This is a genomic window from Parasphingorhabdus sp., from assembly GCF_965233695.1.
Taxonomy (GTDB): Bacteria; Pseudomonadota; Alphaproteobacteria; order Sphingomonadales; family Sphingomonadaceae; genus Parasphingorhabdus.
The window spans coordinates 3,164,356-3,186,658 of the sequence record NZ_OZ247497.1; the positions used below are offsets into that span (position 1 = coordinate 3,164,356).

Below are 22,303 nucleotides of genomic sequence, written 5' to 3' on the forward strand. Positions count from 1 at the left end.
AGAAACGGTGCATTTTCGAATGTCAATCTGTCGATCAAAATAGATCGGCAAATGGGATTAGTATGATGGCTATTTGTTACCAGAAAGCAATTTTCAGCGTTCAAACGGACCACATCTTTGGCGAGTCACATCCGCGAAAAATTGAAGTTCCGATCCCTCAAAAAGATCATGCCAACGTCATTGGCAAGTTTGGGGTCGATGAAGGCTATTTGGTCACCAGAGAACAGAAAAGATTAGATTTTTTCAAAACGCATCCCTAGATTTCAGACGCCCGATAAGCTAAGAAACCATCTGCAAACACCTGCAAAACTGTGATAAAGGGATGAACAAAATGAATGGAAAAGGACTGCCGAGCTGCGGACAAAATCAGTGCACACCGTACGCAACTATAGTTGCAGTATGGAAAGAAAATGGCAGAAAACTCGCAAACATGATTCTTCAAATGACCAGCAGTTAGCTGGGTCAAAATTACAGAGGGTCGCCCGTCCCAAGAAGACAGTTCGCCTAAAGCTGGACGGAAATGTCGCCCGCCGCGCCTCACTCAAGGTTGGAGTGACTTGGGATATAGAACTTCCCGGATTTGGATTGCGGAAGCGCGCAAACGGCAAAGTCACTTGGGTCGTTAAATACCGGTATCGCGGTCAGCAGCGGATGAAGACGTTGGGCGAGGCAAGGGAGCTTACTGCCCATATCGCAAGAGCCGAAGCACGGAAATTGATTGCGGAGGCAGCGCTCGTTGGATTGCCGACAAAACCCAAGCAAAAATATATTCCTAGATTTGATGAATATGTTCACGAGTTTTGGCGCGACTATGCACAGCACTGGAAACCAACAACGCAAAAGGCCTGTCAGGGATATATTGCGCGGGAGCTAGTGCCGGTATTTGGAAAAATGCAGATCGACCAGATTGTGCGAACCGATATCAACAGGTGGCGCGATGCATTGTCCAAGCGCACCGGCGTATTCAACCGGATCATACCTCTCATGTCTGTGATGATGCGCTATGCCGAGCAATTGGGTTATAGGCGCAAGGCAACTAATCCGTGTCGCGGTATTTCCCGCTACAAGCGCGACCTTCCCGAACGTTATTTGTCACCCATTGAATATAAGCGATTGGGGAGAGTGCTAGCAGAATTTGATATTCCCAATCCCGATGTTGTTCCGGCAATCCTGATGCTTCTTTATACCGGGGCCAGAGCCTCTGAAATCGAAACCCTGCGCTGGCGCTATATCCAGATACCGCGCCTTGTATTGCCTGATAGCAAAACTGGCCCCAAGACCATCTACCTAAACAGCCAAGCCATTGATGTGCTTAGAGCGCTGGAACAGGGCAAGCCGGATGATTTTGTCTTTCAGGCGATCCGGTCGAACGGCCCGATCAAGCTAAGTCAGTATTGGTATAAAATCAGGAAACGAGCTGCGCTTCCAGACGTGAGGCTGCATGATCTACGCCATAGCTTTGCCTCGACTGCTATCGCAGACGGCGTCCCGCTTGCCATCATCGGCAAGCTACTAGGTCATGCCCTTCCAGAATCCACGGCCCGCTATGCGCATCTGGCAGATGATGTGATCTGTGAATCTGCCGAGCGGGTTTGTTCGGGCCTCGCGTCTCAAATGGGGTTGTCTCATGACCAGCTATGATCTGAGGCGCGTTATTGGCGAAGAGCTTGCCCGCGTTGAAAACCGATTTGACAAATTTGGCAAGCCGGAGCGCAACACAGTCTTTGACAAAGTCGTCCCTGGCTTTGGAGTGCGCAAACATGTTTCAGGCCGGAGGGTCTATATCCTGCAAATGCGTATTGGTGGACGCCAGCGTACAGTCACCATTGCCCATGCTGCGGTCATTAGCGAGGCGGTAGCAAAGGACGTTGCGCGGCGTTTAATCCTCCGCATTGAGCTTGGCATGAACCCGGCGGATGAGAAAAAGCGCTCGCGTAACATTCCAAGCTATGAGCAGTTTCTGGAATATTATTGGGAAACTTCATCGCCAAACTGGAAACCATCGACACGCAAAACGCAAAGCTTCTATCGTGGCAAGCATCTGAACAAGGCTTTTGAAGGTAAGTTCCTTGATGAGATTGAACCTGCCGATGCCATAAGATGGCATGCACAGCTTACCCGCGCAGCGGGACCGGGAGCGGCAAACCGCGCCAGTGAAATCCTGCGCGCCATGTTCAACAAGGCCGAGCAGTGGGGATATCTTCCTGAGAACAGCAATCCATTTAATGCAGTCAAACGTAATCGGGGACGCAAGATCGCGCGCTTTTTGACTCCAGAGGAAGCCGCGAGATTGGGGAAGGCGTTAATTGAGGTGAGCAAAGACGAGCCAATCATTGCGACGATCATTAAGCTACTTGCGCTGACAGGTTGCAGGCGAGGAGAGATCGTCAATCTCAAATGGTCCGAGGTTCATGGTCGCCGACTGAAATTAGAAGACAGCAAGACTGGACCGCGTATCGTTTGGCTTGGGAAAGATGCGCAGGCACTCATTGCGAGTATCCCGCGACAGAAGGGCAATGTGCGGGTATTTCCTATGGAACAGAAACGGCCCGGCAATACTGTTGGCTGTTTTTGGGCAAAATTGAGAGAGGAAATTGGTCTTAAGGATGCGCGACTTCATGATTTGCGGCATAATTATGCCAGCTATGCTGCGAGGGAATCAGAAACACTGCCGATGATTGGGAAGCTGCTGGGTCATTCAGCGATCAACTCCACGCAACGTTACGCACATCTTGATGATGTAACACTGCTTAGGTCGATTGAGAGGATTGGAAATGTGATCGCTTCCGTGAGCTAGATGTTGAAATTTGGAAAGTTTGATAGCGACTACTATTCTTATGCCTCAATGTTCAATCAGCTATAATTTTTCGCATTCAAAAACACTGTTCTAAATAGAGATTCTCGAGCACATCATATTCACTTGCTGACAGTGTTCCAGTATTCTTGATACTGTCTAGTTGCATAATAGCTTTAGTATAAGTCATCCAAGGAATGCTTGGATCCTCAGCAAATTTTCGACTTTCCAATTCGTCTATTTTTGTTTTTGCTGTTTGGTCCTGTCCTAAACCTTCTGGATAGAATTTTCCAATCAGCCTGCTGCCTAGCTGGATCAGCCGCTCGTCTTGAAATCTACTAGATAGAGTTGCCCGCTTTTCCCAATTGGATCGTTGAAACTCAAAAAGTAGTTCAATATCGTTCTGGTTATAAAAACCTTCATAAATTCGCGTCTCTACGTATTGAGAAGGCTCAGATTGATCATATCGACGCGACATCACTTGACCAATGCGCTTTGAGAATTGCCGGTTCTCTGTGACCAATTTTGCAGCATGATGTAGCGCTTGTGAACAGCTTGCTACGGGTAATATCGGTGGCGCTGAATTCACTGATAATATTCGAATTTTTCGCGGAGATTTGAAAATCGCTCCCTCAAGTTCGTCGTCAGAGTAGCTCAGAATCTCTTTTATATTTGGTGTCTCTAAATCGAGGAATGCGATCTGATTTGGGTTTGAAGCGTTACGTCCGCAAAGGGTACCAATTATAGCTTTCGGCGCAGTGGGGCCATCTCTGACAATTAGACGCAACGGCGCGCCATATTCGAGCTGTTTGTTGACGTAATTTTTGTTGCGGCATTTGGCGAGGTTAGCCCAGAGCTCTGATGCGTTTGTTGCCATTTTTTTGGCTATATGGATTGTGGCGTAGACATCTCCCAAGGCATCATGCGAGTTATGGCTATTAAGGCCATTTTTTGGGGCCAATTGATCAAGCCTAAAAGAAACTCTTCCTGATTTTGTCGTTGGCCAACTCATTGTATCTGGCGAAACAGAATGGGCAGCAAACACAGCTTTCATGACGTCTAGTCTGTCGTTACCATTGATTTGCGTAAGGTAATTATTTGGATGCAGGTTTTGATAAAACATCTGCCTGAGCATCTCTTCATCAAATGCAAGATTATTGTACCCGATCCAAGTCGATGGAGTCCACTTCTCGATAAGCCGTGCGATTATTTGTGAAAAATCGAACAATTCTGGCAATGTTTCATCGATGAGCGTTGGAAACTTAATTCCTGTAATTGCTAAAGCCCAAGGAGAAGGTAGGATGTGAGAAGCTAGACGACATCTAGCCTCAAATTTTTCTATGATTTGGAAATTATCATCTGTCCTAACAGCTGCAAATTGAAGTGGCTGATCATATGCAGCCGACGTGCCAGTAGTTTCAAGATCATAGAACGCATACATTATTGATGATCCCGGACCTTTCTAGGTTGTAATATTTCTGTTTAGCATAGCTATTGTCTATCGAAGTTCATATGATAGTTTGCAACAGTTGCATCGAGAGGTTTTGATTCTTACCACATGCTTGACCAAACCTTCTCTATGAAAAATATTCGGAGAATATACGACATAGAAGAGCGTAAGGGGAACAATCCAGCAGAGCGATTTTTTCCCAACGTATTTCAGAAGATGTCCGAAATTAGTGTTTGCATCAAAAAAATCAAATCTCTCCGGAAAAAGAAAAGTGGCTTAGCCAAAGACGCCTATCTCGCGGCGAAGAATGCCCTTCACGAAAAACAGAAGGAACTGAAAAAACAAAAAGAAGAGTTGTTAGAAACGAACCTCGAGGAGGTCCACGAAACGCTAGCGGCCGGTGCACACAAATTCTCGCTTAAGAAACTCACTATCGCGGGGAAGTCAGCTTTTTCCGTTGATGACTCTGCCGCAACTTTTTTTGCAGTCAAACAAGTTCAGAGAAATTTGAATAGATTGTATAAGGTCAAGCAGAGTGATCGGAATGAAATTATTTGTCAGCTAAGAGACGTGCTCAGTGATAGCATGCCAAAATCTCTGATAAAGACTGACTTCAAATCGTTCTACGAGAGCATTCCGACTTCAGATTTAATGAGGAAAATTGAAAAAGACCAGCTACTTTCAATGACCTCAAAAAAAGTCATCAAAAAAATTTTATATGAGTATGAAAAATTGACCGGTAGCAAATACGGCCTGCCGCGTGGCGTAGGCCTTAGTGCATATTTGTCTGAATTGTACGTTCGTGAATTTGACTCTTTTGTCAAATCATCTCCCGACTTGATCTACTATTCTCGATATGTTGACGATATTATCGCCATATATGTCCCGCATCCCGACAAGCCTTCCGGGGAGAAATATTTATCTGCAATAGACAAAATGGCCAAAAACCTTGGATTGCAATTGCACCCGACTAAAACAAATGAAGTGAAATTTGAGAAGGGGAAACAGTTTGCTTTTGAGTATTTGGGTTACAAATTTGGAGTCCAAGACGGTCGCGTAACTCTCGATCTTAGTACCAATAAAATGGAGAAATCTAAGCAAAGACTCAAAATTGCATTTGATCTTTACGACAAGCATGCGAAAATTAATGAGAAAAAAGCCAGAGTTTTACTAGCAAAGCGCGTCCGTTTTCTGACTGGCAACGCACGCCTGCACAATGCGAAACGAAACGCCTATATCGGTATCTATTTCTCCAATAAATTTTTGAATTCGTCCGATGGATTGGATGCACTAGATAGTTATTTGGATACTAAAAAAGCGAACTATGTAGGCCAAGCTGTCGCAACGATGCTAGCAAAACACAGCTTCAAGAACGGTTTTGAGAAAGTAGTTTATCACCGTTTCACTGCTAGACAGTTATCCCAAATAGTCAGTGTGTGGCAGCATGCCGCGTAAAAAGCAGACCATAAGATATGATCGCAATCGTGCACTGCTTTCAGATGTACTACCTTTTGAGGTTCCGCTCACATTTTCAAATCGACATTTTCTCGATTTAGTTGAGAGCTACGATCTGAAACATAAAAATGGCAACATAAAATGGAATTCTCAATCGGATGCGGCAGATTGGGTAATTCGACGGATACTCGGCGTGAATAGCGCATGTACCGGGTTAAAAACTAACATTCAGAAAAACGGACGGAATCTCACTCAAATTGAGATCGAATTACAATCAGCAAAAAATAAGAATATGGCTCCCAAGGGAACTATCCCATACGAGTTCCGAATTTCACATAAGGTTGATGAAGCGAGAGTGTTGTCAGTACCGCACCCTGCGGCCCAACTTGGTTTAGTTAATTTCTACGCAGCCTATAAAGAATTGATTTGCTACTATTGCAATGTGAGCAACTTTTCTATTCGTCATCCGGTTACGCTAGCAAAGCATTTTTATCACAAAGATAGAACCCACTTTGAAAACCTTGCAACTGATCCAGGTGCTCTCGAAATAGTCGATAGGGAATACGAAAACTTAAGAACTGTTTTCCGGTACAAAGACTATAGCTTTATCCACAAATTCTACGAATCTTACCGATACCTACGCGCGGAAAAGAAGTATAATAAACTGCTAAAATTGGACATCTCCAAGTGTTTCGATAGTGTTTACACGCATTCGATCAATTGGGCAGTATTCGGAAAGGAGCAGGCGAAAGATTATCTGGATCAATCGCGGTCAACATTCGCAGGAAAGTTCGATCAATTGATGCAGTTTACCAATCATCGGGAGACCAATGGGATAATAATCGGGCCAGAATTTTCGAGAATCTTTGCTGAGATAATTTTGCAAAAAATCGATAGGATTGTGGAAGAGGAGTTGCTTGAAAAAGGATACGGCCTTCGGGTTGAATATGAAATCTTTCGATACGTCGATGACTACTTTATTTTTTTCAATGATGAGGAGGTTGCGCAAAAAATATCCGAAATATTGGTGGTAGAACTCAAAGGGTTCAAATTTACAACCAACGCCGAAAAAAGAAAGGAATATGACAAGCCGATAATAACTGAAATTTCGCGCGCTAAGCGCGTGATTTCTGAATTGCTGGAAAAATCACTCAGCTGTAGTTTGGGTAGCGATGATGACAATGAAGATGAGTTTATAGGACACATAAATACCAAGTCGATGATCACTGGCTTTAAAACTGCAATCGTTGAGGCTGATATAGGTTACAAGGATATTCTAAATTATAGTCTTGCGATCATCGAGCGAAAAACGAAACAGATAATCACTCGATTTGCACAATCGGATAGATCAGCAAAATCTCATCTCAGATTCAATGAGATGATTTTTGGAGTTTTGGAATTTTCTTTCTTCGTATACTCAGCGTCACCGAGAGTAAATTTTACAATAAAACTGTGCCTGATAGTGCAGATGATCGTTGAGTTTTACCGAGGCGCGAAGTTAACTGCTGACACAAAGCATCAGATTTATAAGTATATCTTTGATCAATCAGTGTTTGTCCTCCGCAAAAACAAGCTGCGGGATCATATTCAGATTGAGACCCTATATTTGTTAACAATCCTAGGGGAGCTAGGAAAAGAATATTGGATTGATGAAGCAACGCTGGCGAGCTACTTTGGTATCTTGAAAAAGGATGGAAAATTCTACGGCACGGTGAATCTCAATCATTTTGCGATCACGGTTTTACTCTTTTACATGAAAAATAAGGTCAGATACGCTGATCTTCGAGGTTACATTGAGGAGGAGGTTGCAGAGCGACTAAAAGCTAAATCGCACCGGGCGCTGGAGTGTGCTCAAACCACAATATTGCTAATGGATATTATTGCCTGTCCATATTTCGAACATGGGAAAAAGGAGTCCATTCTGATTGAACTCGGTGTTACTGATGCACCGTTGAGAAATGAGATTATTTCGCTTAAGAGGTTAAAGCATAAACATAAGCGTCAGCTGTATTTCACCAACTGGGATGATTTCAATTTCGGTCGTGAATTGCATTCTAAACGCGGACATGAGGTATACTAGGATCACGTTCCGTCCAACTTAATGGCTGTTTGCAGCTACACACACAAACGTGCTCTACCTTCTATTCAAAAGTGGAGGGTGGAATTTGGGTAGCAGGGACGGGCTACCCTACTCAAACTGATTTCGGGAACTTAACTAGAATGGCGCAAATTGATTGAAATTTTTAACCTGCACAGTCCAGATATTTATCCGCTCCACTGCTGTCCTACTCGAGTTTAGATGGCCCATTAACAAAATACATCTCGGCATTCTGACATTTCCGCTGCTATTTTCCATTTTGCCGAGGTAGTAACATAGTTAGCTCGACGCTTAATTCCAAAAGGAACCGCATGCCTACGATAGCTTCTTCTGTTGTCCCACCGCCAAAATCTTGGGACGAGTTTGAGGATATCATGCTTGCCGCCGCCAAGCTGCGTTGGAACAATACAGATTTTGAACGCCACGGGCGTAATGGTCAGAAGCAGGATGGCGTCGATGTTTTCGGGCACGATGATGACGAGTGTCACATAGGCGTGCAATGCAAAAACACTATTGGCGGCGTCACCATAAAAGTCGTTAAGGAGGAAATTGCAAACGCTGAAGCGTTCGAACCCGCCCTAGATAAGCTATACATCGCTACGACGGCGAAGCGTGACGCGCCTCTTCAAAAGGCTGTTCGTCTACTCTCGAAAGACCGCAGGGCAGTTGACAAATTTCGCATTAGCATCCTCTTTTGGGATGATGTCTGTCAGGACTTGGCAACGGATGATGACGTCTTCTACGCACATTATCCACAATTCCGCGGCAAGGTGGACGAGGCGCGAGTGCATGATCGTGCGCTTTATGATCAATTGACAACTTTGCTCAGCTCGAAGAATGTCATCGGGTTCCTAGACCAGAATAACATGGCGGGTTTTTCCTTCGTTCAGGCGAAGTTTGAACCGCTTTGGGAATTTCTGTACGAATGGAATGTGCCAGAACGTGAATTTCTTTCACCTGAGCTAGAAACCATCCGCAATGCGTTATGGAAAAAAATCGACGCCTACACTTCCCTACTATCTGCTGAGACGTTCGCAACACACAATCCGGACCGCCACACGGTACCGCCGGAATGGGAGTATGAGCAACCTGAACGATTTTGGCGCGTGGTCAAATCGTTCCATGAGCTCGCTGCCGAGATAGTCGCGCTCCATCGTGATTTGGTTCGAACGGGGAAGGCACAGCTGATCGCGGCAGGATGATAGTTCGGGCGTTCCTCGCTATGGATCGAAGAATCCCATAGAGGTCAGCTACTCATTTGGGGTATTAAAACCGAACGGGTTACAATCGCCTCATGGATGTTCTTGGGCTTCGAACGGCGGCATATATTGACAGATCTAATGGTTTTGTTTTTACCATCAATCAACCGTATCTAAAGTAGGTAATGTGCGGTATTCGAGTGCAAGTCCGACCATTGACGGTGAACTGAATATGCGTGTTAAGCTCCACTCAAACCCGACATATCAGCAACAATTTTTATGCGTAGAGGAGCGGTTCAATTTGCTCTTCGAAAACGCGTCGTTGTTTCGTGCAACTGTTGCAAGTGGGTTGAGCTTCATGAACTCGGCCAATGCAGATTCTAAACTCAACCTTATGGATAGAAATTTGTTCTCCGAGGAGTTGCTGCAGGCGATGATTTGCGGGGGTAAATCATACAAGTCGGGACCCGTAAATTACATTTGGAAGTGCCTTGTCGAACGTGAGTTAGTCATTCGCGCTACCGGATATATGCCCGGTGCGTTTGTCGATCATAATCTCGTTCTACCGCTTATCCTTGAACATCTTCGGTCAAAAACGCTGTCAAATATATTCGCTCCACCAGCTGCCCTGATTGAACGTTATAAAAATGCGGTTGTGGCGATAGATGTTCATAACTCTTCTGGTTCCCGGTCCCGAGGGACAGGCTTTTTTGCGGTTGAAGAAAACAGCAATTCGGGGTTGCTTTATACTTGTAAACACAATGTTGACCCAGACGCCGGTATCGAAATTCTAAACATAACGACCGCTGCGGGAGCAGTGGTTGAATTTGGCCCGCCACGTTGCCATCCGACAGAGGATTTGGCCGTCATTCCGGTAGGCCAATTTGGGGCATCCGAACCCGTCTTCCGGTTTCGCGAAGAGGTCGAAGTCTTTGACGAAGTTTATACGCTTGGTTATCCGAAAGTACCTTGCGCCGAGGCGGGAGTGATCGGTCATCGCGGAGAAATAAATGGCAAAGTGAAGCTGTTTGTCGGTGGAAGTGACGTGCTGCTAATCTCCAACCTTGTGTCGCCGGGAAACAGCGGAGGACCGGTGCTCGACCGCGATGGCTTTTGCGTCGGTATGTCTATTAAGTGGCTAGAGGGAGAGTGGGATGGGGAACGGGCTCGTTTTTCAGCTGCGCTGCCAGCCTCGCTCATCAAACAGTTCAAGAGCCAATAGACTATTGACGACCGACGATTACGGACGCCCGGATATGATCTTTAGTGGCAATTTTGTGCTCAATGTTTGTGTTTTAATTGGGTCACCTTGGATTTCTGCAGAGGTATTTTTTCGCTCCTCTACTGTAATTTGGAACTCGAAACGGAGGGCCGATAAATAAGTAAGTGCGAAATAGCTCTAAAGAGCAATCACTGGGCAACTCCATCCAAAAGCACATATTCTTTCATGATGTAAACCAGCGCCTATCCGAGTGTTGTCTAGACAACTAGCTGACGAATCCAGCATCGCAGTTTTCGACTTTTGCATGCTATTTGGTTGCCAAACGGCCTTTTTATACCTTTGCTCACTTGATCCCAGAAACACTCTTTTTGTACTTTTGAAGGAAAGTTATTTTAAATCAATTATTTAAGGGTCGAGGAAGGAGGCTGGATCAGGTTTACCGAGCTGGAAACTTGACTACACACCGTACGCAGTTGCCAGTGTCGTTCCCAAGGCAATAGGAGTTAGTGTACAACTATCGCTTTCTACCAAATTTTTGCCACTAGTCGTCCCGCGTTCGATTACGATTATTTCTATAAGTTGATCCATATCAAGTTGCAGTACTTGTGTAGAATTTCCTGTGTTAACGGGACCGTCCATCACGCTGCGTTGCTTGATCCTGTGTAATTTCACGGACGCGCTGGTCTTGCTGGTTGCGTACCTGAATGACGGCAATTTTGTCGCCGTTGGCGATACGGATCGCTACTTCCTGCCGCCTTGCTTCGACTTCTTTTGACGCTTTGACCGGATCACCGGGATATTTCGCACGTGCAATGGACATTGCTTGGGCGACCAGGCTTTGTGCGCGGCGGAGTTTGGGGTCGCGCGCATTCTCGGCGCTGGTCTGGCTCAAGAAGCGTTCGGACAGGGCTTTGAGTTTGCTGGGTTCATTGCCGGGCTGCACTTTCTCCGCACCAGATTTCTTCGCTTCTCGGCGCTGTTCCCGTTCAGCAATCCTCGCGCTGAGGCGATCAGCTTCTGCCCGAACGACCTTCGATGGCCGATAGTTATCGACCGCTAACCCCTGCGCGGTAGCAGCGAGAAATGCCGCCTTTTTGAACTTGTCACCGCCGTTGATCTTTACCGAAGTCCAACCATTAGCTTTTGCGATACGGATAATGTCGGGTAGGGCGTCGATATTACGGGTCTTGAGCCGGTCGGCTTCGAGACGGACAATCGGAGTCCGATCATCTGATGTCCGGTAGAGTTTATTCCCGACCCGCAGAAATTTACCGGTGAGATCGTCGGTGATAGTCGGCTTTTCAGTTTTGCGATTGGGCTTGGCCGGTGCGGACTTTGCCTTCTCGGGCTTTACTGTGCCATCAAGGCTCCGCGCACGTGGGGCGGCACCCTCTAATTCGTTAGCCATGTTCATCGCCTTCCTCTAAAGTACCTTGCACCTTGCCGTCGTGATCAATCGTCAGCAGATCGGCGAAATGACTTGGGCAATCTTCGGTCCGAATGTCGTTTGGGTTCAATGGATGGGCCGCATTACCTTCTGCCTCTTCGTTGGTCATTTCTCTGAAAGGTGCGTGGCTGGCAGCAATAGGTGCCCGTCTCTCGATGGGCGGCACGACAGGCGGGGGTATAGCCCGCTTCTTGAAGAAGCGGCTTTTGTAATACGCGATTTTCGCGCCAATGATTGGAGGTATTCCGCCGTGCAGCAAAATCAGTCTGTCCGCAGAAAATTGCATCAATTCTTGGGGCAACATCAACGCGCGGCGTTGCTCTGAAATGGATTTCGAGCGGTTAGCGAGTAAGCCGTTGATGGTGAGCGATTTGGTGACGCTATCCTGCCCGACATAGCCGATACGCTCGGACAGGTCGTTGGCGACGCGCAATTCTTTGGGAGTAAATGCCACTTCGACGCCGCAATTGGCGACGATTTCGTCGGCGACATGCTCACCGTAAACGCCGCGCAATTGCGAACGTGATTGGATGACAGGGAGGAGCCTGATCCCGTAACCTGCGACGTAGGAAAAGGCGCTGGCAATCACCGATGCGCGGCCAAGCCGGGCAAATTCATCTAGGATGACCAGCATTGGTATAGGTGTGGTGTCGTCAGGTAACTCGCGGACATTGAGGTCGATGAGCTGCTGGAACAGAAGATTGTAGAGCGGAGCAACCCGATCTAGTTCATCGGGCGATACGCCGAGATAGATTGAGATGGGGTGCTTCCGAATGTCTCTCAGATCAAAGTCACTTGCTGCCGTCGCAGCATCGACCAGGGGATTGAGCCACAAGCCAAGAACATTGGTGATCGTCTTTTTGACATCGGCAAAGCTGTTGTCGGAGCCACCGGCAAAATCAGCAAGGGCAGTCCGACAACCGACCGACAGCTTCAGACTCGGATTGGCCAGTTCTTTTTTGAAAAAGCTACGGGCATCGCCTTCGTTCAGGTGGCGATAGATTGCGCCCATTGTCAGTGGGTCATCGCTCGTTTCGGCGATCCAGGCCCCGACTCCAGCGAATCCAGTCCTTGCGCCGTTGGCCCAAAAGGCTTCGCCGTGATCCGGCGCAACAAACAGCATTGTTGCAATCTTTTGCAATTCGATGATCACATCATCTGGGTTATCACGGTCTATATAAGCCAGCGGATTGTAACGGGCAGTGCGGCCTTCGCGGTCGGTCGGATTGAATAGATGGACGGCCTGACCGTAACGCGCGCGAAACCCCGCGCTCGCATCGTAGTTTTCGCGTTTGACATCCAGCACGACAACCGAACCTTGCCATGTCAGCAAGTTTGGAATGACAATGCCTATGCCTTTACCAGAACGGGTAGGGGCTTCGACGATAACATGCTCGCTGCCACCAAAGGTCAGGAAGCGACCGCCCTTGCGGCCAAGAACAATCCCGCTGCTTGCGCGAAAGTCGTTGTGCTTGATCTCGCTCTCGCGGGCAAAACGCGCAGCTCCGTGCAGCGGCGCGCCGTGCGCCCAGAGCGCATAAATCAGACCAATCAGAAGTAGACCCCCGCCGATCAAACCGCCTGCCATCGCCCTGACAACTTGCGGATCACCGCGATAATACCAGACAAACTGGGGAATTTTGAGCGGATCATAGGCGGTGACAGGCAAGCCTAGAATAAGCCACCCAATCATACTGGCTATGGCGAGCGCAATGAGCAGCCCGAACGGGATTCCGATAAGTAATCTTAATGCACCGCCGTCAGGCGGCGTGCCTGCCTTCTGGGTCATAATAGATCTCCGTCACCCGAAATTTACCGTCAGTTTTTTTGATTTGCACGACGCAATCCACCAGCATCTTTAGCAACGCCCGAATATCATCGCGCGCAAGATCGGAGCCGCCTTCACTTTCCTTGACCAGCAAAGTTAGTTGTTCGAAGGCCAGTTCGGCGGAATCGGCATGAATGGTGGTGATCGATCCTGGATGACCTGAATTGACGTTGCGCAGGTAAAAGAAGGCTGTTCCATCCCGCAGCTCCTGAAGCAAAATGCGGTCAGGACGCATCCTGAGCGCGCTTTCCAGCAAATGCTTGGCGGTAACATTGGCGGTGCCTTGCCCGTCCTTCGCATAGAGCATGTGCACGACATTCTTCTGGGGAACGATCAATTCGCGCGTATCTTCAATGGTTAGGAGCCGTTCTTCAGAAGGGATCAGCTGGATCAATCCTTTGGAAAATGTGGTTTTGCCAGAGCCGGTTGCCCCCGAGATAAGAATATTCAGCTTTGCTTTGACCGCAGCATCGAAGAACTCGACATGATGACCTGCGCGGAGCAGTACGAGCAAGTCCAACTCATGCTGGCTGATCTTCTTTTCAGCAATTCGAGTGTTTTTGAACAAGCCCGCTGCCTCGAAATCATCCAGTGTCATGGACACGCTTGATGGTTTGCGAATGGTGATTGAGACCGTTTCATCAGGGACAACCGGCGGGACAATGATTTGCACCCGCTCACCGCTTGGAAAGATGGTTGAAACTATCGGATTTTCGCGAGTAATATCCTGCGCTGTATAGGCGGCTGCAGCAGTTGCCAGCGCCATAAGCGTCTTGAAATCGAGAGAAGGCTCGTTTTCCCATGTCCAGCGTCCGCCCCGCTCTATGCCGACCTCACCGGGAAGGTTGATGACCAGTTCGGTGACGCTCTCATCAATCAGATATTTAGCTAAAGGCTGGGTCACGCTGTCCAGAACAGCGGTGTTTTTACCCGGCGCGGACATTATTTAAGCGCAAGGCCGTAAACGGTCGAGAAATCGAAGTCCTGTGCGACGGTTATGCCAACGTCTTCACCCTGATTTTTGCGCAGGACCGGCTTGATATCGCCATTCTGCTGCAAGACGGTGGAGGCCGCATCAGATGGAACACGGGTTGTGTTCGAACCATTGTTGCCAACTGCTTCTGCTCCAACAGTCGCTGCATCCTCGACAAGACTGAAAAGCAAAGCGGTGCCAAATCGTTTCCAGAAAAAATTCTCGACTTTACCGTCTACGCCGCCGCGACCAAGTGCGTCGGTTGCCGGCGAGCCCACATCAATCGCGATGCCGCGCGGCGTAACAGCGCGTGTCCAGAGAACGAACAGTCGGTATTGGCCCCGATTGAGGCCGCCCTGATATTCGCCAAAGATTTTGGTGCCTTTTTCCAGAAGCACGACCCGGCCATTGTCGGAATAGACATTGCGCGGAACAATGCAGCTCACATAACCCGGCTGACTTGAATCCATCGCGGTTTGCAGAACGCACGGGATGAAACTTCCTGCTGTAATCAGGAAATTGCGATCTGGAAGCGGGCGTGCTTGTGCTTGTCCAATAACTGACGCGTGCCGGAGCGTATCAAGAGTGGTTGATTGCCGGGGCGAAGTTTCTCCGGTGCGTGCACTACTAATAGCCGCGTTATAGTTCGCTGCACTGGCTCCACCAGCACGTTCACCGCCATAGGCAATAAGTGTTGACCGGCGTGCAGCTTCGCGCAGCGCCTCAGCTGGCGATTGCTGCCGCTGTTGCGCAGTGGCTGGAGCTTGGCCTTGCTGGGGTAAGGGCTGCTCGCCAATAGCTGGAACAACCGGCTCTCCGAGTGGGATGGGCGCGTTGGGATCTGTTCCAGCTTCTGCAAGCGTCGGTGCAATGACCGTTGCCGGATCATAATCTGCCGCTTCGAGCGCCGGTTTGGGTTTTACGGGCGGCAATTCTGAATTTCCCGTCAGACCTGTTCCGAGTGCCAGAACAGTGAACATCAGGGCACCAGCAGCGGCGGCAAAGCCGATCATCTTTTTCGGGTCCATCGCCGTGCCGGGGATCGACGGCATTTTACTGCCACGTTCGCCCGCAGGGCTGCGGTCAATCTCGTCGGGACCAGGAGTCTGATCAATCGTGGGACGGTTTAAGGTCTGTTCTGGTTGGGTGATATCAGTCATCAATTTGACTCCCCATCATCTGTTCGATCGACAATGCTTGAGGCCGTGCCGGTCTTGGGATCGCGTCCATAAAAATCGGGTGCGTCATTAAAAATGCACAGCACCTTCTTGCCGCGCCTCAAACGAAGCTGCGCAAACACGCCGTGCACCACCACAAATTCATCGCGAACATCAAACGGAACGATGCTTTCGCTACCGTCGGGACTGATTGCGAATATAGCTGGAATTTCGCGTTGGTTTGGAAAACGCAGAGCGGTAAATTGCCCGTTGTCAGTAATTTCGGAAGGTTGGATTTCCGATGATCCCTGAACACTGTATTTTAGATTGCGACTGCCTTCGAGAACACCAAGATCAAGCGCTGAACGGATTGCGCCTGATTGGAGCGCTACTGCCTTAGTATATGCTGCCTGCGTTGCAGCAGCTTGCGCCGCTGCTGCCTCTTCGCGCGGATAGCGGAAGGCTACCTTGAAGAAGGTATCAGCGGTTCGTTCGCCAATCGCGCCGCGACGTGTGCTCAGCTCAAATGTATAGGTTCGGTTTCCGGTATTTGAACGCGTGATGACGATCAGATTGGTTGGGCCAGCACGTTCGCGCGGTTTGATGAACAGTGAATTTTCAGCCGGGGCAACTTCCCAGGATATCGTGTCGCCGAGCGCGACATGCTCGACCCGTTCGCCCGGAGAAAATACGATCTGAGTTGCCGACCGGAAAACGCCTACAATACGGAAAACCTGATTTTCGTCATAGACTACTTCGCGGATACGGTTGTCTTGCGCCGTTGGCTGCGGGGTTTCACCAGCCATTACTGGGGATCCGCTAATTAGCAGCGCCAATAGGGTGAAGTTTCTTAGATTTTTCATGGTGTGACCTCCAGATCAGCGCGGTAGGTTTGCACTTCCAGCCCCAACGGATTTTTGAACCGTTGCTGTTCGGTAGTTGGCGTGTCCGTGGTATCGTAAGTCACGGTTGCTATGGCCTGCGTGTCAGTGACGCGCGAACCTTGCTGGAGCGATTTGGTGAAGCGTATTTGCGCGACATTTTCGGAAACGAATGTGACCGATTTGACCGCGATGAATATTGTATCGAGATCGGTGAAGACGTTCTGCGGTGAGCTGGTATTGTCTTTGCTATAAAATGCCGTCCAGCGTGCCTGTTCCTCGCGTGAGGACATTGCCAAGACGCCCTCAAAGAACTCTTTGCGTGCTTGCGGTATCCAGCCCTCGCGGTTGCGGACATAATCGGCGAGAAAATACTTTGCGACAGCTTCATTATAGGTAATCTGGTTATCGCCCGTCATTTGCGAGGTAATCTCGCTCGCGCCGGTCGCCTTATCGACGGTGATGACATAGGGCGCGACGGTCTTAAGCGGCGTCAGCATTGCAACAGCGGCAACGCCGGTAATCGCAAGTCCGCTTGCTATTGCGGCTACGATCCAGGCGAACCGTTTTGAACGCCGCGCTGCAACAAAGCGGTCGCGGTCCCAGCTTGCGCTTTCAGCAAAATAGGCTTTGAGATCATCTCTATCGGTGACGCCGCCAGCCATCGCTCAGCAACTTTGATACACGCGCTTTGGCTGCGCGCTGCTGATAGGTGGGACTATGGGTTGGGTCTTGGCGCCGGGCCTTGTTGCGGGTTTTGGGAGCATGGATGATTTACTCGGGAATACTTCAACACCTTCACGTTTGGGCTCTTCGTCCGGTTCACTACCAGACGGCTGCCCTGCAGGCGTTGACGTGCCAGTCTCGGGATCGACGGTCGGCAATATCGAGCCGTATGGGTTGGCTGGCCTGCGCTTCTTACCGTCGCACTTTGAGAGCTTGGGCGACTTTGGCGCAGCTACAATAGGGCTGGCAGGTATCGAGATTGCCAAGGCGGCAATCAGAGCCATGATTTGTTTACGCATAATTTGCTCCTCAATTTGTTCCGCGACTGACCGAATCTGATGTACGCATTCTTGCGATGCCGCGTGCGAAACCACGTTCGATGGCGCGGCTTGTTGCTTGCGCTCCGGTAGCTCCGCGCCCGATGACGAACCCGCCAGCTGCTGCGATTGCCGATGCGAACTGATTGGCGAGGGCGGGACCGCCGCCGCCTAGGGATGCTGCGAGCATTGGAATTTGCAGGAAGAAGAAAAAGCCGAGTGCGTAGAAGGCCAGAGCTTTAATCGCGGCCATACCGATTTCGTCATTTTCCGAAATAGTGGCGATGATTGCTTCGCCGGTCTGGGTAAGAAACAGCGTTAGCACGAGCGCAAAGACGATCAGCATCAGATAGTTGATGCACGCGCCGAGCCATGCGAAGAAATAACCGCGTGTGGACTCGAACAGCAAAGCCGCGACGAAGAGCGGCCCGACCACCGACAGCAAGGCCAGGGCAAAAAGGCCGAAGGCGCTGATTACGAAACCGATGGCAGCGCACAGCAAGGTGGCGACGAGGACCATGACCACCAGAAATCCTGAAAACACAGCATATCCGATATCAGGGAGCGTGCCTTGGGTTTCCTGATAATTGGCCGCGATTTTGCGCATAGTGTTGGCGGTTTCAAAGCCGGTGCCTGCCAGCTTGTCATAGAAGCCGCCGAGACCGCCGACGTCCGCACCGCCCAATGCGGTGGCGAACTGGCTCGGTAAGCCGCCAAGAGCAAATATGCCGATCTGGGTTCCGTAAAGCGATGTGACCGCAAAATAGAGAAATGCGAGTTGGCAGCCGCGATAGACATACTCACGGAACGGATATTGCACAGCCCCGCGCATAATCGCGTAACCAAGCAGCGAAATATAGATCACAATACCGATGCGGAGAGCGGGCGACACGACGCCGATTATTGCGGCATATTTACCCACGATCGCGCCCAAAGCGCTATTTAGCGCTTCAAACATGGTGGTGAATACATGATCGCTGAAATCCATTTCGGCACTTGGTCCTTTTGGCTTGTTGTTATTCGGTCAGCTGTAGTTGGGATTTTGCAAATGCCGCTGCGCGGCAGTTAGTTGTGATCACAGCAGGCTGCGCGTCAGTAGGGGCATTTGAACCTGCCCATTGACGGCAAATTTTCTGCATTGGCTCAATTTCGGCGGGATGCGCGGCATAATATTTCCAACTTCTGGCTGGCATATTGCTGTCCGCCCCGTCCGAAGTCTCAGACGCGCCGCACCCCGCGAGCAACAACAGGATCGTCAGGGGTGCGGCCCGCATGGTCATTGCCCCCGGTAGTAGCGGCTTGCTTCATCAAGCTTTTGTGCCAAGGCAGCTTGGCCCTCGGCAGCGCGCGTGCGTTCCTGTGCTTTTTGCTGCAAAGCAATCGCTTGCAAACGAAGCTGGTCATTTTGCATTGCGGCAGATTCCAACTGCAATCTTGCGGTTAGATCGGCGACTTCCTTGGCCGTGGATGCGGTTGCCAAACGTGTGCGTAGTTGGTCGAGCCCTTCCGCCCGCGAAGTAACAGCGGAGCCGACATTTTCCGCCAAACCAGCATTGATACCGATATTACGGGCATTAAGATCAAAGGCAGCGCGCGACTGTTCCGAGCCTGCGAGGCCAAGCCGGTCAAGAAGTCCGCGATAGACTTCATCGGCCTTTGCGCGGCCCGCGCCAACAACATTGAGATCGCCATTTCCGAACCCTTCTAGGGAACCGTTTGATGTATCGAGTTCGCGTAGCGCATCGGTTTTCAGCTGCTGTGCCAATGCCGGAATATCGGTGAGCTTGTTCAAGTCCTGATAGAGCTTTTGCGCTTCGGCAATTTGCTCCTTGCCTTGCTCCACCATTTGCAAGGCTTGTCGAACGGTATTGATCTGCTGGATCAGGCTGGCGCTGTCATGGACGGGCATACCTTGGGCAAAGGCGGGCAAGGGGGCTGCGAAAAGCAGCGCTGCGCTTAGTAGCTGTGTCAATTTCTTCATCGTTTTACCTTTCTACTTGTTTCAGCGTCTTGATTGGGTTCAGCTGGGACGCCTTCGGCTATGGAACAGTGGTAGCCAGACGGCAGGATCGCTTCCTGCCTCGGCAATGATTTCATCGACTTGCGCCGTAGTTTCTGCGCGGCCAGACAGGACGGCCAGCGCATCATCAAGCCCGCTCAGGTCAAGTTCGACCACCACGCTGTCATGGCCCTGCTTGACCAAAAACTTGTGGCTTTCAGGCGAGAGATCTTCGCGCACGAGTTTGAATTCGGCTTCTGACAGTGCGAACCCGTCGACATAATCGCCACGCGCACCAAATGGATTTGGCAGCATGATCTTAGTGGCGACTTGTTCGAGGATAGAGTGGCTTATGTCGCTTTTGAGCGCGTCGGCTGGTGACTGTGTGGCGAAGATCAGCAAGGCATTGCGTTTGCGATAGGTTTTAAGCCCGTCCTGCGCGAAGCGCCGGAAAGCTTCATCGCCCAATGCCTTCCAGAATTCGTCGATGCAGATGATCATCCGCTCGCCAGTTAATAGCTGGTCGATCCGGTGAAAGAGATACAGCATGACGGGTGTGCGGATATCGGCATTGTCCAGGAAGTCGGTCATATCAAAACCGATAAACCGCGCATCAAGCGTCATGCTGTCATCGGGATTGTCGAACACCCAGCCTAGCGAGCCTTCCGACGTCCATTTTTCCAGTCTTGCGCCAACGCCGCTGGCATCTTTCATACCGAGCATCGAGCGTAACGCGCTTAGAGACCGCTCGCTGACAGGAAGCTTCATTACAGCATTTATGCCGTCCTCAATTCTTCGTTCTTCCTCGACCGAGATGGGCTTGCCATCTGCGCGGACCAATTGGCGGATGAATACCGACAAGAAACTCTTGTCTGGTGCGCAGTCAGTCAGCGCTTTGAGCGGAGAGAAGCCGGTGGCGATGCCATTATGCAATGCGAGATAAGTGCCGCCGCTTGCTTGCACGAAGATTTGCGCGCCGCGGTCCTTGTCGATGAATATCTGCCGTGCGCCGGTTTTTTCGGCCTGTGCCATAAGGAAGTTGAGCAATACGGTTTTACCGCCGCCAGAGGGACCAATGATTAACGTGTGGCCCAAATCACCTTTGTGAAAATTAAAGAAATAGGGGCTGCGCGCGCTGGTCTTGAGAAGCGCTATGGCTTCGTCCCAATGATTTCCGTTCGCTTGTCCAGCCGGGAAAGTATGAAACGGCGAGAAAGCTGCGAAATTGAGCGATGTGATAGGCGCAGGCCTGGCGCGCCATGCGAAATTGCCGACAAGCTGCGACCAATAGGCGGCTTCAAGCGCAGCGCCCTCGCGCGCCGCCACCATGCCGGTATCGGCTAGGGCTGCGCGGGCCACAGACATATGATCGCGCAGGGCGCGCATGCTTGTCCCGTATACGGCAAGCGTGAAATGGTGATCGCCGAGAACAAAGCGGTTTGACATGAGATCGTCGCTCGCATCAATCAGCGCATCGGCCTGGCTGACTGCGCGGTCGCCTGAATTTTCCATCTGCGTCATGCGCAGCCGAAATTTCTCTGTGGCCGCCGCTCGCCCAAGAAATGTGAACGATTGTGTTAGCACGAACCCGAAATCGACCGACAGCAAGGCCTCAAACTGGCGCGGGGTAGTTTGCGCGGGGTATTCGCGGATTCCGAAAATGCCGCCAAAGACCGATGTATCGGCACCGCGAACCTCGATAGTTTCCGCGCCGAAAATTGTGCGCGCGCGGTAAAGCGCGCCGCCCAGATGCCCGCGCACCACGGGAACACGGACATGACGTCCAGTCATTACCATGTCCGCGACTTCCATCGTTTCGGAAAACATCAATCCGCGATGTTCATATATCCCGCAACGGCGCGGCTGACAGCGCGCCATGAGCTTTTCGAAATCGCGCGCTTTATCATCGAGCAGTTCGACTAGTGCCTCGTCTATCAGCGGACCTTTGTCCGCCTGCTTGGAAACCTTCCGCTTGAAGAGCTGGATGATCTTGTCGCTTCCCGTTGCAGAAGGGCGAATGACAAGGCTGACAAAGAACCGGTTGATGAACATCCGCTCCTGGTTGATGCGGCCAAAATAGGCGCGGTCCAGATCGGCAGCGAAACCAGATTTGAATGCCCCACCGGGATATTGATCCACGCGCATCCTGATCAAATGCGTCCAGACTGACAGGCGTTCGTCATGCAGGTTACGCAGCAATCCGTTTAATTTAGTATGCCAGTCGTTGAGATCACGCACATCCGATGTCTCGAAGGCGCGGCCCGTGAGTTCGAAAGTCAGCACGATGTCGCCAGAATCAAGCGCCACCATTTGATCGTCTATATGGCGAGCATAGGGCAGAAACTTTTCAGGTGTTGCCTCGCGCTGCGCTATCTTTAGCGGCACAGCATTGTTGGAGGTGAGCGATCTACCCATGACGACCAAAGCCTTTCCGGCGCAGGCCCGTTAGAGGCAGTGGTGAGTAGCTGCTGCCGCCCCAGAAGCTGCGGTTTCGGTTGCCTGCTTTCGTCCGGCCCCAAAGGAACAGCAGGCGAAACGCATTGACATCGTGCCGCACGATCAGCCGTGAGATCGAATAGCCAAAAGCCGCGATCAATGCGGCATAGAGGGGGCTGTTGCTTTGTATCAGCACTGAGGCACTGGCGATAAGTAGCAATACTGCTGCCTCTATCGGGATTCCTGCCCAGAGGGCTGGGCGCGTTACTGCAAGGAACAGCGTGTTTTTTGTCAGAATTTCGGTTTCGCCGTTCATTACCA

At 50.2% G+C, this 22,303-nt stretch carries 19 protein-coding genes; 6 read left to right on the plus strand and 13 right to left on the minus strand.

The window, feature by feature from the left end; translation table 11 throughout:
- Positions 1-585 precede the first annotated feature (585 nt).
- Together ACO6S1_RS15045 and ACO6S1_RS15050 are read left to right on the plus strand one after the other, a co-directional pair.
- The gene (locus ACO6S1_RS15045; RefSeq protein WP_422343430.1) at positions 586-1,641 is read left to right on the plus strand and encodes a tyrosine-type recombinase/integrase; all 1,056 of its coding nucleotides are present in this window, start codon (positions 586-588) and stop codon (positions 1,639-1,641) included.
- A complete protein-coding gene (locus ACO6S1_RS15050) occupies positions 1,628-2,797 on the plus strand; it encodes a tyrosine-type recombinase/integrase (RefSeq protein WP_422343431.1) in 1,170 nt (389 codons plus the stop codon). Before ACO6S1_RS15045 ends, ACO6S1_RS15050 begins: the two co-directional genes overlap by 14 nt.
- A 76-nt stretch (positions 2,798-2,873) precedes the next feature.
- On the opposite strand, the gene ACO6S1_RS15055 is transcribed toward ACO6S1_RS15050, so the two are convergent.
- Positions 2,874-4,235: an exonuclease domain-containing protein gene (locus ACO6S1_RS15055; protein WP_422343432.1), complete on the minus strand. Its 1,362-nt coding sequence runs from the start codon at positions 4,233-4,235 to the stop codon at positions 2,874-2,876.
- 117 nt (positions 4,236-4,352) lie between these two features.
- Here ACO6S1_RS15055 and drt3a point away from each other — a divergent pair, with 117 nt between their 5' ends.
- The 4 genes from drt3a (at position 4,353) to ACO6S1_RS15075 (ending at position 10,218) form a co-directional block, all read left to right on the plus strand.
- Entirely contained in the window at positions 4,353-5,699 is a 1,347-nt protein-coding gene (drt3a, locus tag ACO6S1_RS15060; protein WP_422343433.1) for an antiviral reverse transcriptase Drt3a, read from the plus strand.
- Positions 5,689-7,779 (plus strand): antiviral reverse transcriptase Drt3b, encoded by a 2,091-nt coding sequence (gene drt3b, locus ACO6S1_RS15065; RefSeq protein ID WP_422343434.1) that lies wholly within the window; start codon positions 5,689-5,691, stop codon positions 7,777-7,779. Before drt3a ends, drt3b begins: the two co-directional genes overlap by 11 nt.
- Before the next feature lie 329 nt (positions 7,780-8,108).
- Positions 8,109-8,999: a hypothetical protein gene (locus ACO6S1_RS15070; protein WP_422343435.1), complete on the plus strand. Its 891-nt coding sequence runs from the start codon at positions 8,109-8,111 to the stop codon at positions 8,997-8,999.
- 298 nt (positions 9,000-9,297) lie between these two features.
- Positions 9,298-10,218, plus strand: coding sequence for a S1 family peptidase (locus ACO6S1_RS15075; RefSeq protein WP_422343436.1), 921 nt, complete (start codon positions 9,298-9,300; stop codon positions 10,216-10,218).
- A gap of 622 nt (positions 10,219-10,840) precedes the next feature.
- Here the strand turns inward: ACO6S1_RS15075 and ACO6S1_RS15080 are convergent.
- The 12 genes from ACO6S1_RS15080 to ACO6S1_RS15135 are packed head-to-tail and all read right to left on the minus strand — an operon-like array spanning position 10,841 to position 22,298.
- Positions 10,841-11,626, minus strand: coding sequence for an LPD7 domain-containing protein (locus ACO6S1_RS15080; RefSeq protein WP_082896511.1), 786 nt, complete (start codon positions 11,624-11,626; stop codon positions 10,841-10,843).
- Positions 11,619-13,454 carry a type IV secretory system conjugative DNA transfer family protein gene (locus tag ACO6S1_RS15085; protein WP_422343437.1) on the minus strand — a complete coding sequence of 612 codons (1,836 nt, stop codon included), beginning with the start codon at positions 13,452-13,454 and terminating at the stop codon, positions 11,619-11,621. Before ACO6S1_RS15085 ends, ACO6S1_RS15080 begins: the two co-directional genes overlap by 8 nt.
- Complete coding sequence (gene virB11, locus ACO6S1_RS15090) at positions 13,426-14,436, minus strand: P-type DNA transfer ATPase VirB11 (protein WP_066740616.1); 1,011 nt, start codon at positions 14,434-14,436, stop codon at positions 13,426-13,428. Before virB11 ends, ACO6S1_RS15085 begins: the two co-directional genes overlap by 29 nt.
- Positions 14,436-15,626, minus strand: a complete 1,191-nt coding sequence (gene virB10, locus ACO6S1_RS15095) for a type IV secretion system protein VirB10 (RefSeq protein ID WP_066740618.1) — start codon at positions 15,624-15,626, stop codon at positions 14,436-14,438. The genes virB11 and virB10 overlap by 1 nt, the downstream gene beginning before the upstream one ends.
- Complete coding sequence (gene virB9 / locus ACO6S1_RS15100) at positions 15,626-16,486, minus strand: P-type conjugative transfer protein VirB9 (protein WP_066740620.1); 861 nt, start codon at positions 16,484-16,486, stop codon at positions 15,626-15,628. The genes virB10 and virB9 overlap by 1 nt, the downstream gene beginning before the upstream one ends.
- A complete protein-coding gene (locus ACO6S1_RS15105; RefSeq protein ID WP_066740622.1) occupies positions 16,483-17,169 on the minus strand; it encodes a virB8 family protein in 687 nt (228 codons plus the stop codon). The genes virB9 and ACO6S1_RS15105 overlap by 4 nt, the downstream gene beginning before the upstream one ends.
- Positions 17,170-17,172: 3 nt before the next feature.
- Positions 17,173-17,529 (minus strand): hypothetical protein, encoded by a 357-nt coding sequence (locus ACO6S1_RS15110; RefSeq protein WP_066740624.1) that lies wholly within the window; start codon positions 17,527-17,529, stop codon positions 17,173-17,175.
- A 10-nt stretch (positions 17,530-17,539) separates the two neighbouring features.
- The gene (locus tag ACO6S1_RS15115) at positions 17,540-18,535 is read right to left on the minus strand and encodes a type IV secretion system protein (RefSeq protein WP_422343438.1); all 996 of its coding nucleotides are present in this window, start codon (positions 18,533-18,535) and stop codon (positions 17,540-17,542) included.
- Between the two features lie 28 nt (positions 18,536-18,563).
- Positions 18,564-18,821, minus strand: coding sequence for a hypothetical protein (locus ACO6S1_RS15120; protein ID WP_161486503.1), 258 nt, complete (start codon positions 18,819-18,821; stop codon positions 18,564-18,566).
- A 2-nt stretch (positions 18,822-18,823) separates the two neighbouring features.
- Positions 18,824-19,528 carry a type IV secretion system protein gene (locus tag ACO6S1_RS15125; protein WP_422343439.1) on the minus strand — a complete coding sequence of 235 codons (705 nt, stop codon included), beginning with the start codon at positions 19,526-19,528 and terminating at the stop codon, positions 18,824-18,826.
- 39 nt (positions 19,529-19,567) lie between these two features.
- Entirely contained in the window at positions 19,568-21,961 is a 2,394-nt protein-coding gene (locus ACO6S1_RS15130) for a VirB4 family type IV secretion/conjugal transfer ATPase (protein WP_066740630.1), read from the minus strand.
- Positions 21,954-22,298, minus strand: coding sequence for a type IV secretion system protein VirB3 (locus tag ACO6S1_RS15135; protein ID WP_066740772.1), 345 nt, complete (start codon positions 22,296-22,298; stop codon positions 21,954-21,956). The genes ACO6S1_RS15130 and ACO6S1_RS15135 overlap by 8 nt, the downstream gene beginning before the upstream one ends.
- Positions 22,299-22,303 lie beyond the last annotated feature (5 nt).

What these genes read in the sequence shown, in the direction of transcription:
- ACO6S1_RS15050 (WP_422343431.1), top strand. Translation starts at nt 1,628, where the DNA reads ATGACCAGCTATGATCTGAGGCGCGTTATTGGCGAAGAGCTTGCCCGC.
- ACO6S1_RS15055 (WP_422343432.1), bottom strand. Translation starts at nt 4,235, where the DNA reads ATGTATGCGTTCTATGATCTTGAAACTACTGGCACGTCGGCTGCATAT.
- drt3a (WP_422343433.1), top strand. Translation starts at nt 4,353, where the DNA reads ATGCTTGACCAAACCTTCTCTATGAAAAATATTCGGAGAATATACGAC.
- drt3b (WP_422343434.1), top strand. Translation starts at nt 5,689, where the DNA reads ATGCCGCGTAAAAAGCAGACCATAAGATATGATCGCAATCGTGCACTG.
- ACO6S1_RS15070 (WP_422343435.1), top strand. Translation starts at nt 8,109, where the DNA reads ATGCCTACGATAGCTTCTTCTGTTGTCCCACCGCCAAAATCTTGGGAC.
- ACO6S1_RS15080 (WP_082896511.1), bottom strand. Translation starts at nt 11,626, where the DNA reads ATGGCTAACGAATTAGAGGGTGCCGCCCCACGTGCGCGGAGCCTTGAT.
- ACO6S1_RS15085 (WP_422343437.1), bottom strand. Translation starts at nt 13,454, where the DNA reads ATGACCCAGAAGGCAGGCACGCCGCCTGACGGCGGTGCATTAAGATTA.
- virB11 (WP_066740616.1), bottom strand. Translation starts at nt 14,436, where the DNA reads ATGTCCGCGCCGGGTAAAAACACCGCTGTTCTGGACAGCGTGACCCAG.
- virB10 (WP_066740618.1), bottom strand. Translation starts at nt 15,626, where the DNA reads ATGACTGATATCACCCAACCAGAACAGACCTTAAACCGTCCCACGATT.
- virB9 (WP_066740620.1), bottom strand. Translation starts at nt 16,486, where the DNA reads ATGAAAAATCTAAGAAACTTCACCCTATTGGCGCTGCTAATTAGCGGA.
- ACO6S1_RS15105 (WP_066740622.1), bottom strand. Translation starts at nt 17,169, where the DNA reads ATGGCTGGCGGCGTCACCGATAGAGATGATCTCAAAGCCTATTTTGCT.
- ACO6S1_RS15110 (WP_066740624.1), bottom strand. Translation starts at nt 17,529, where the DNA reads ATGCGTAAACAAATCATGGCTCTGATTGCCGCCTTGGCAATCTCGATA.
- ACO6S1_RS15115 (WP_422343438.1), bottom strand. Translation starts at nt 18,535, where the DNA reads ATGGATTTCAGCGATCATGTATTCACCACCATGTTTGAAGCGCTAAAT.
- ACO6S1_RS15120 (WP_161486503.1), bottom strand. Translation starts at nt 18,821, where the DNA reads ATGCGGGCCGCACCCCTGACGATCCTGTTGTTGCTCGCGGGGTGCGGC.
- ACO6S1_RS15125 (WP_422343439.1), bottom strand. Translation starts at nt 19,528, where the DNA reads ATGAAGAAATTGACACAGCTACTAAGCGCAGCGCTGCTTTTCGCAGCC.
- ACO6S1_RS15130 (WP_066740630.1), bottom strand. Translation starts at nt 21,961, where the DNA reads ATGGGTAGATCGCTCACCTCCAACAATGCTGTGCCGCTAAAGATAGCG.
- ACO6S1_RS15135 (WP_066740772.1), bottom strand. Translation starts at nt 22,298, where the DNA reads ATGAACGGCGAAACCGAAATTCTGACAAAAAACACGCTGTTCCTTGCA.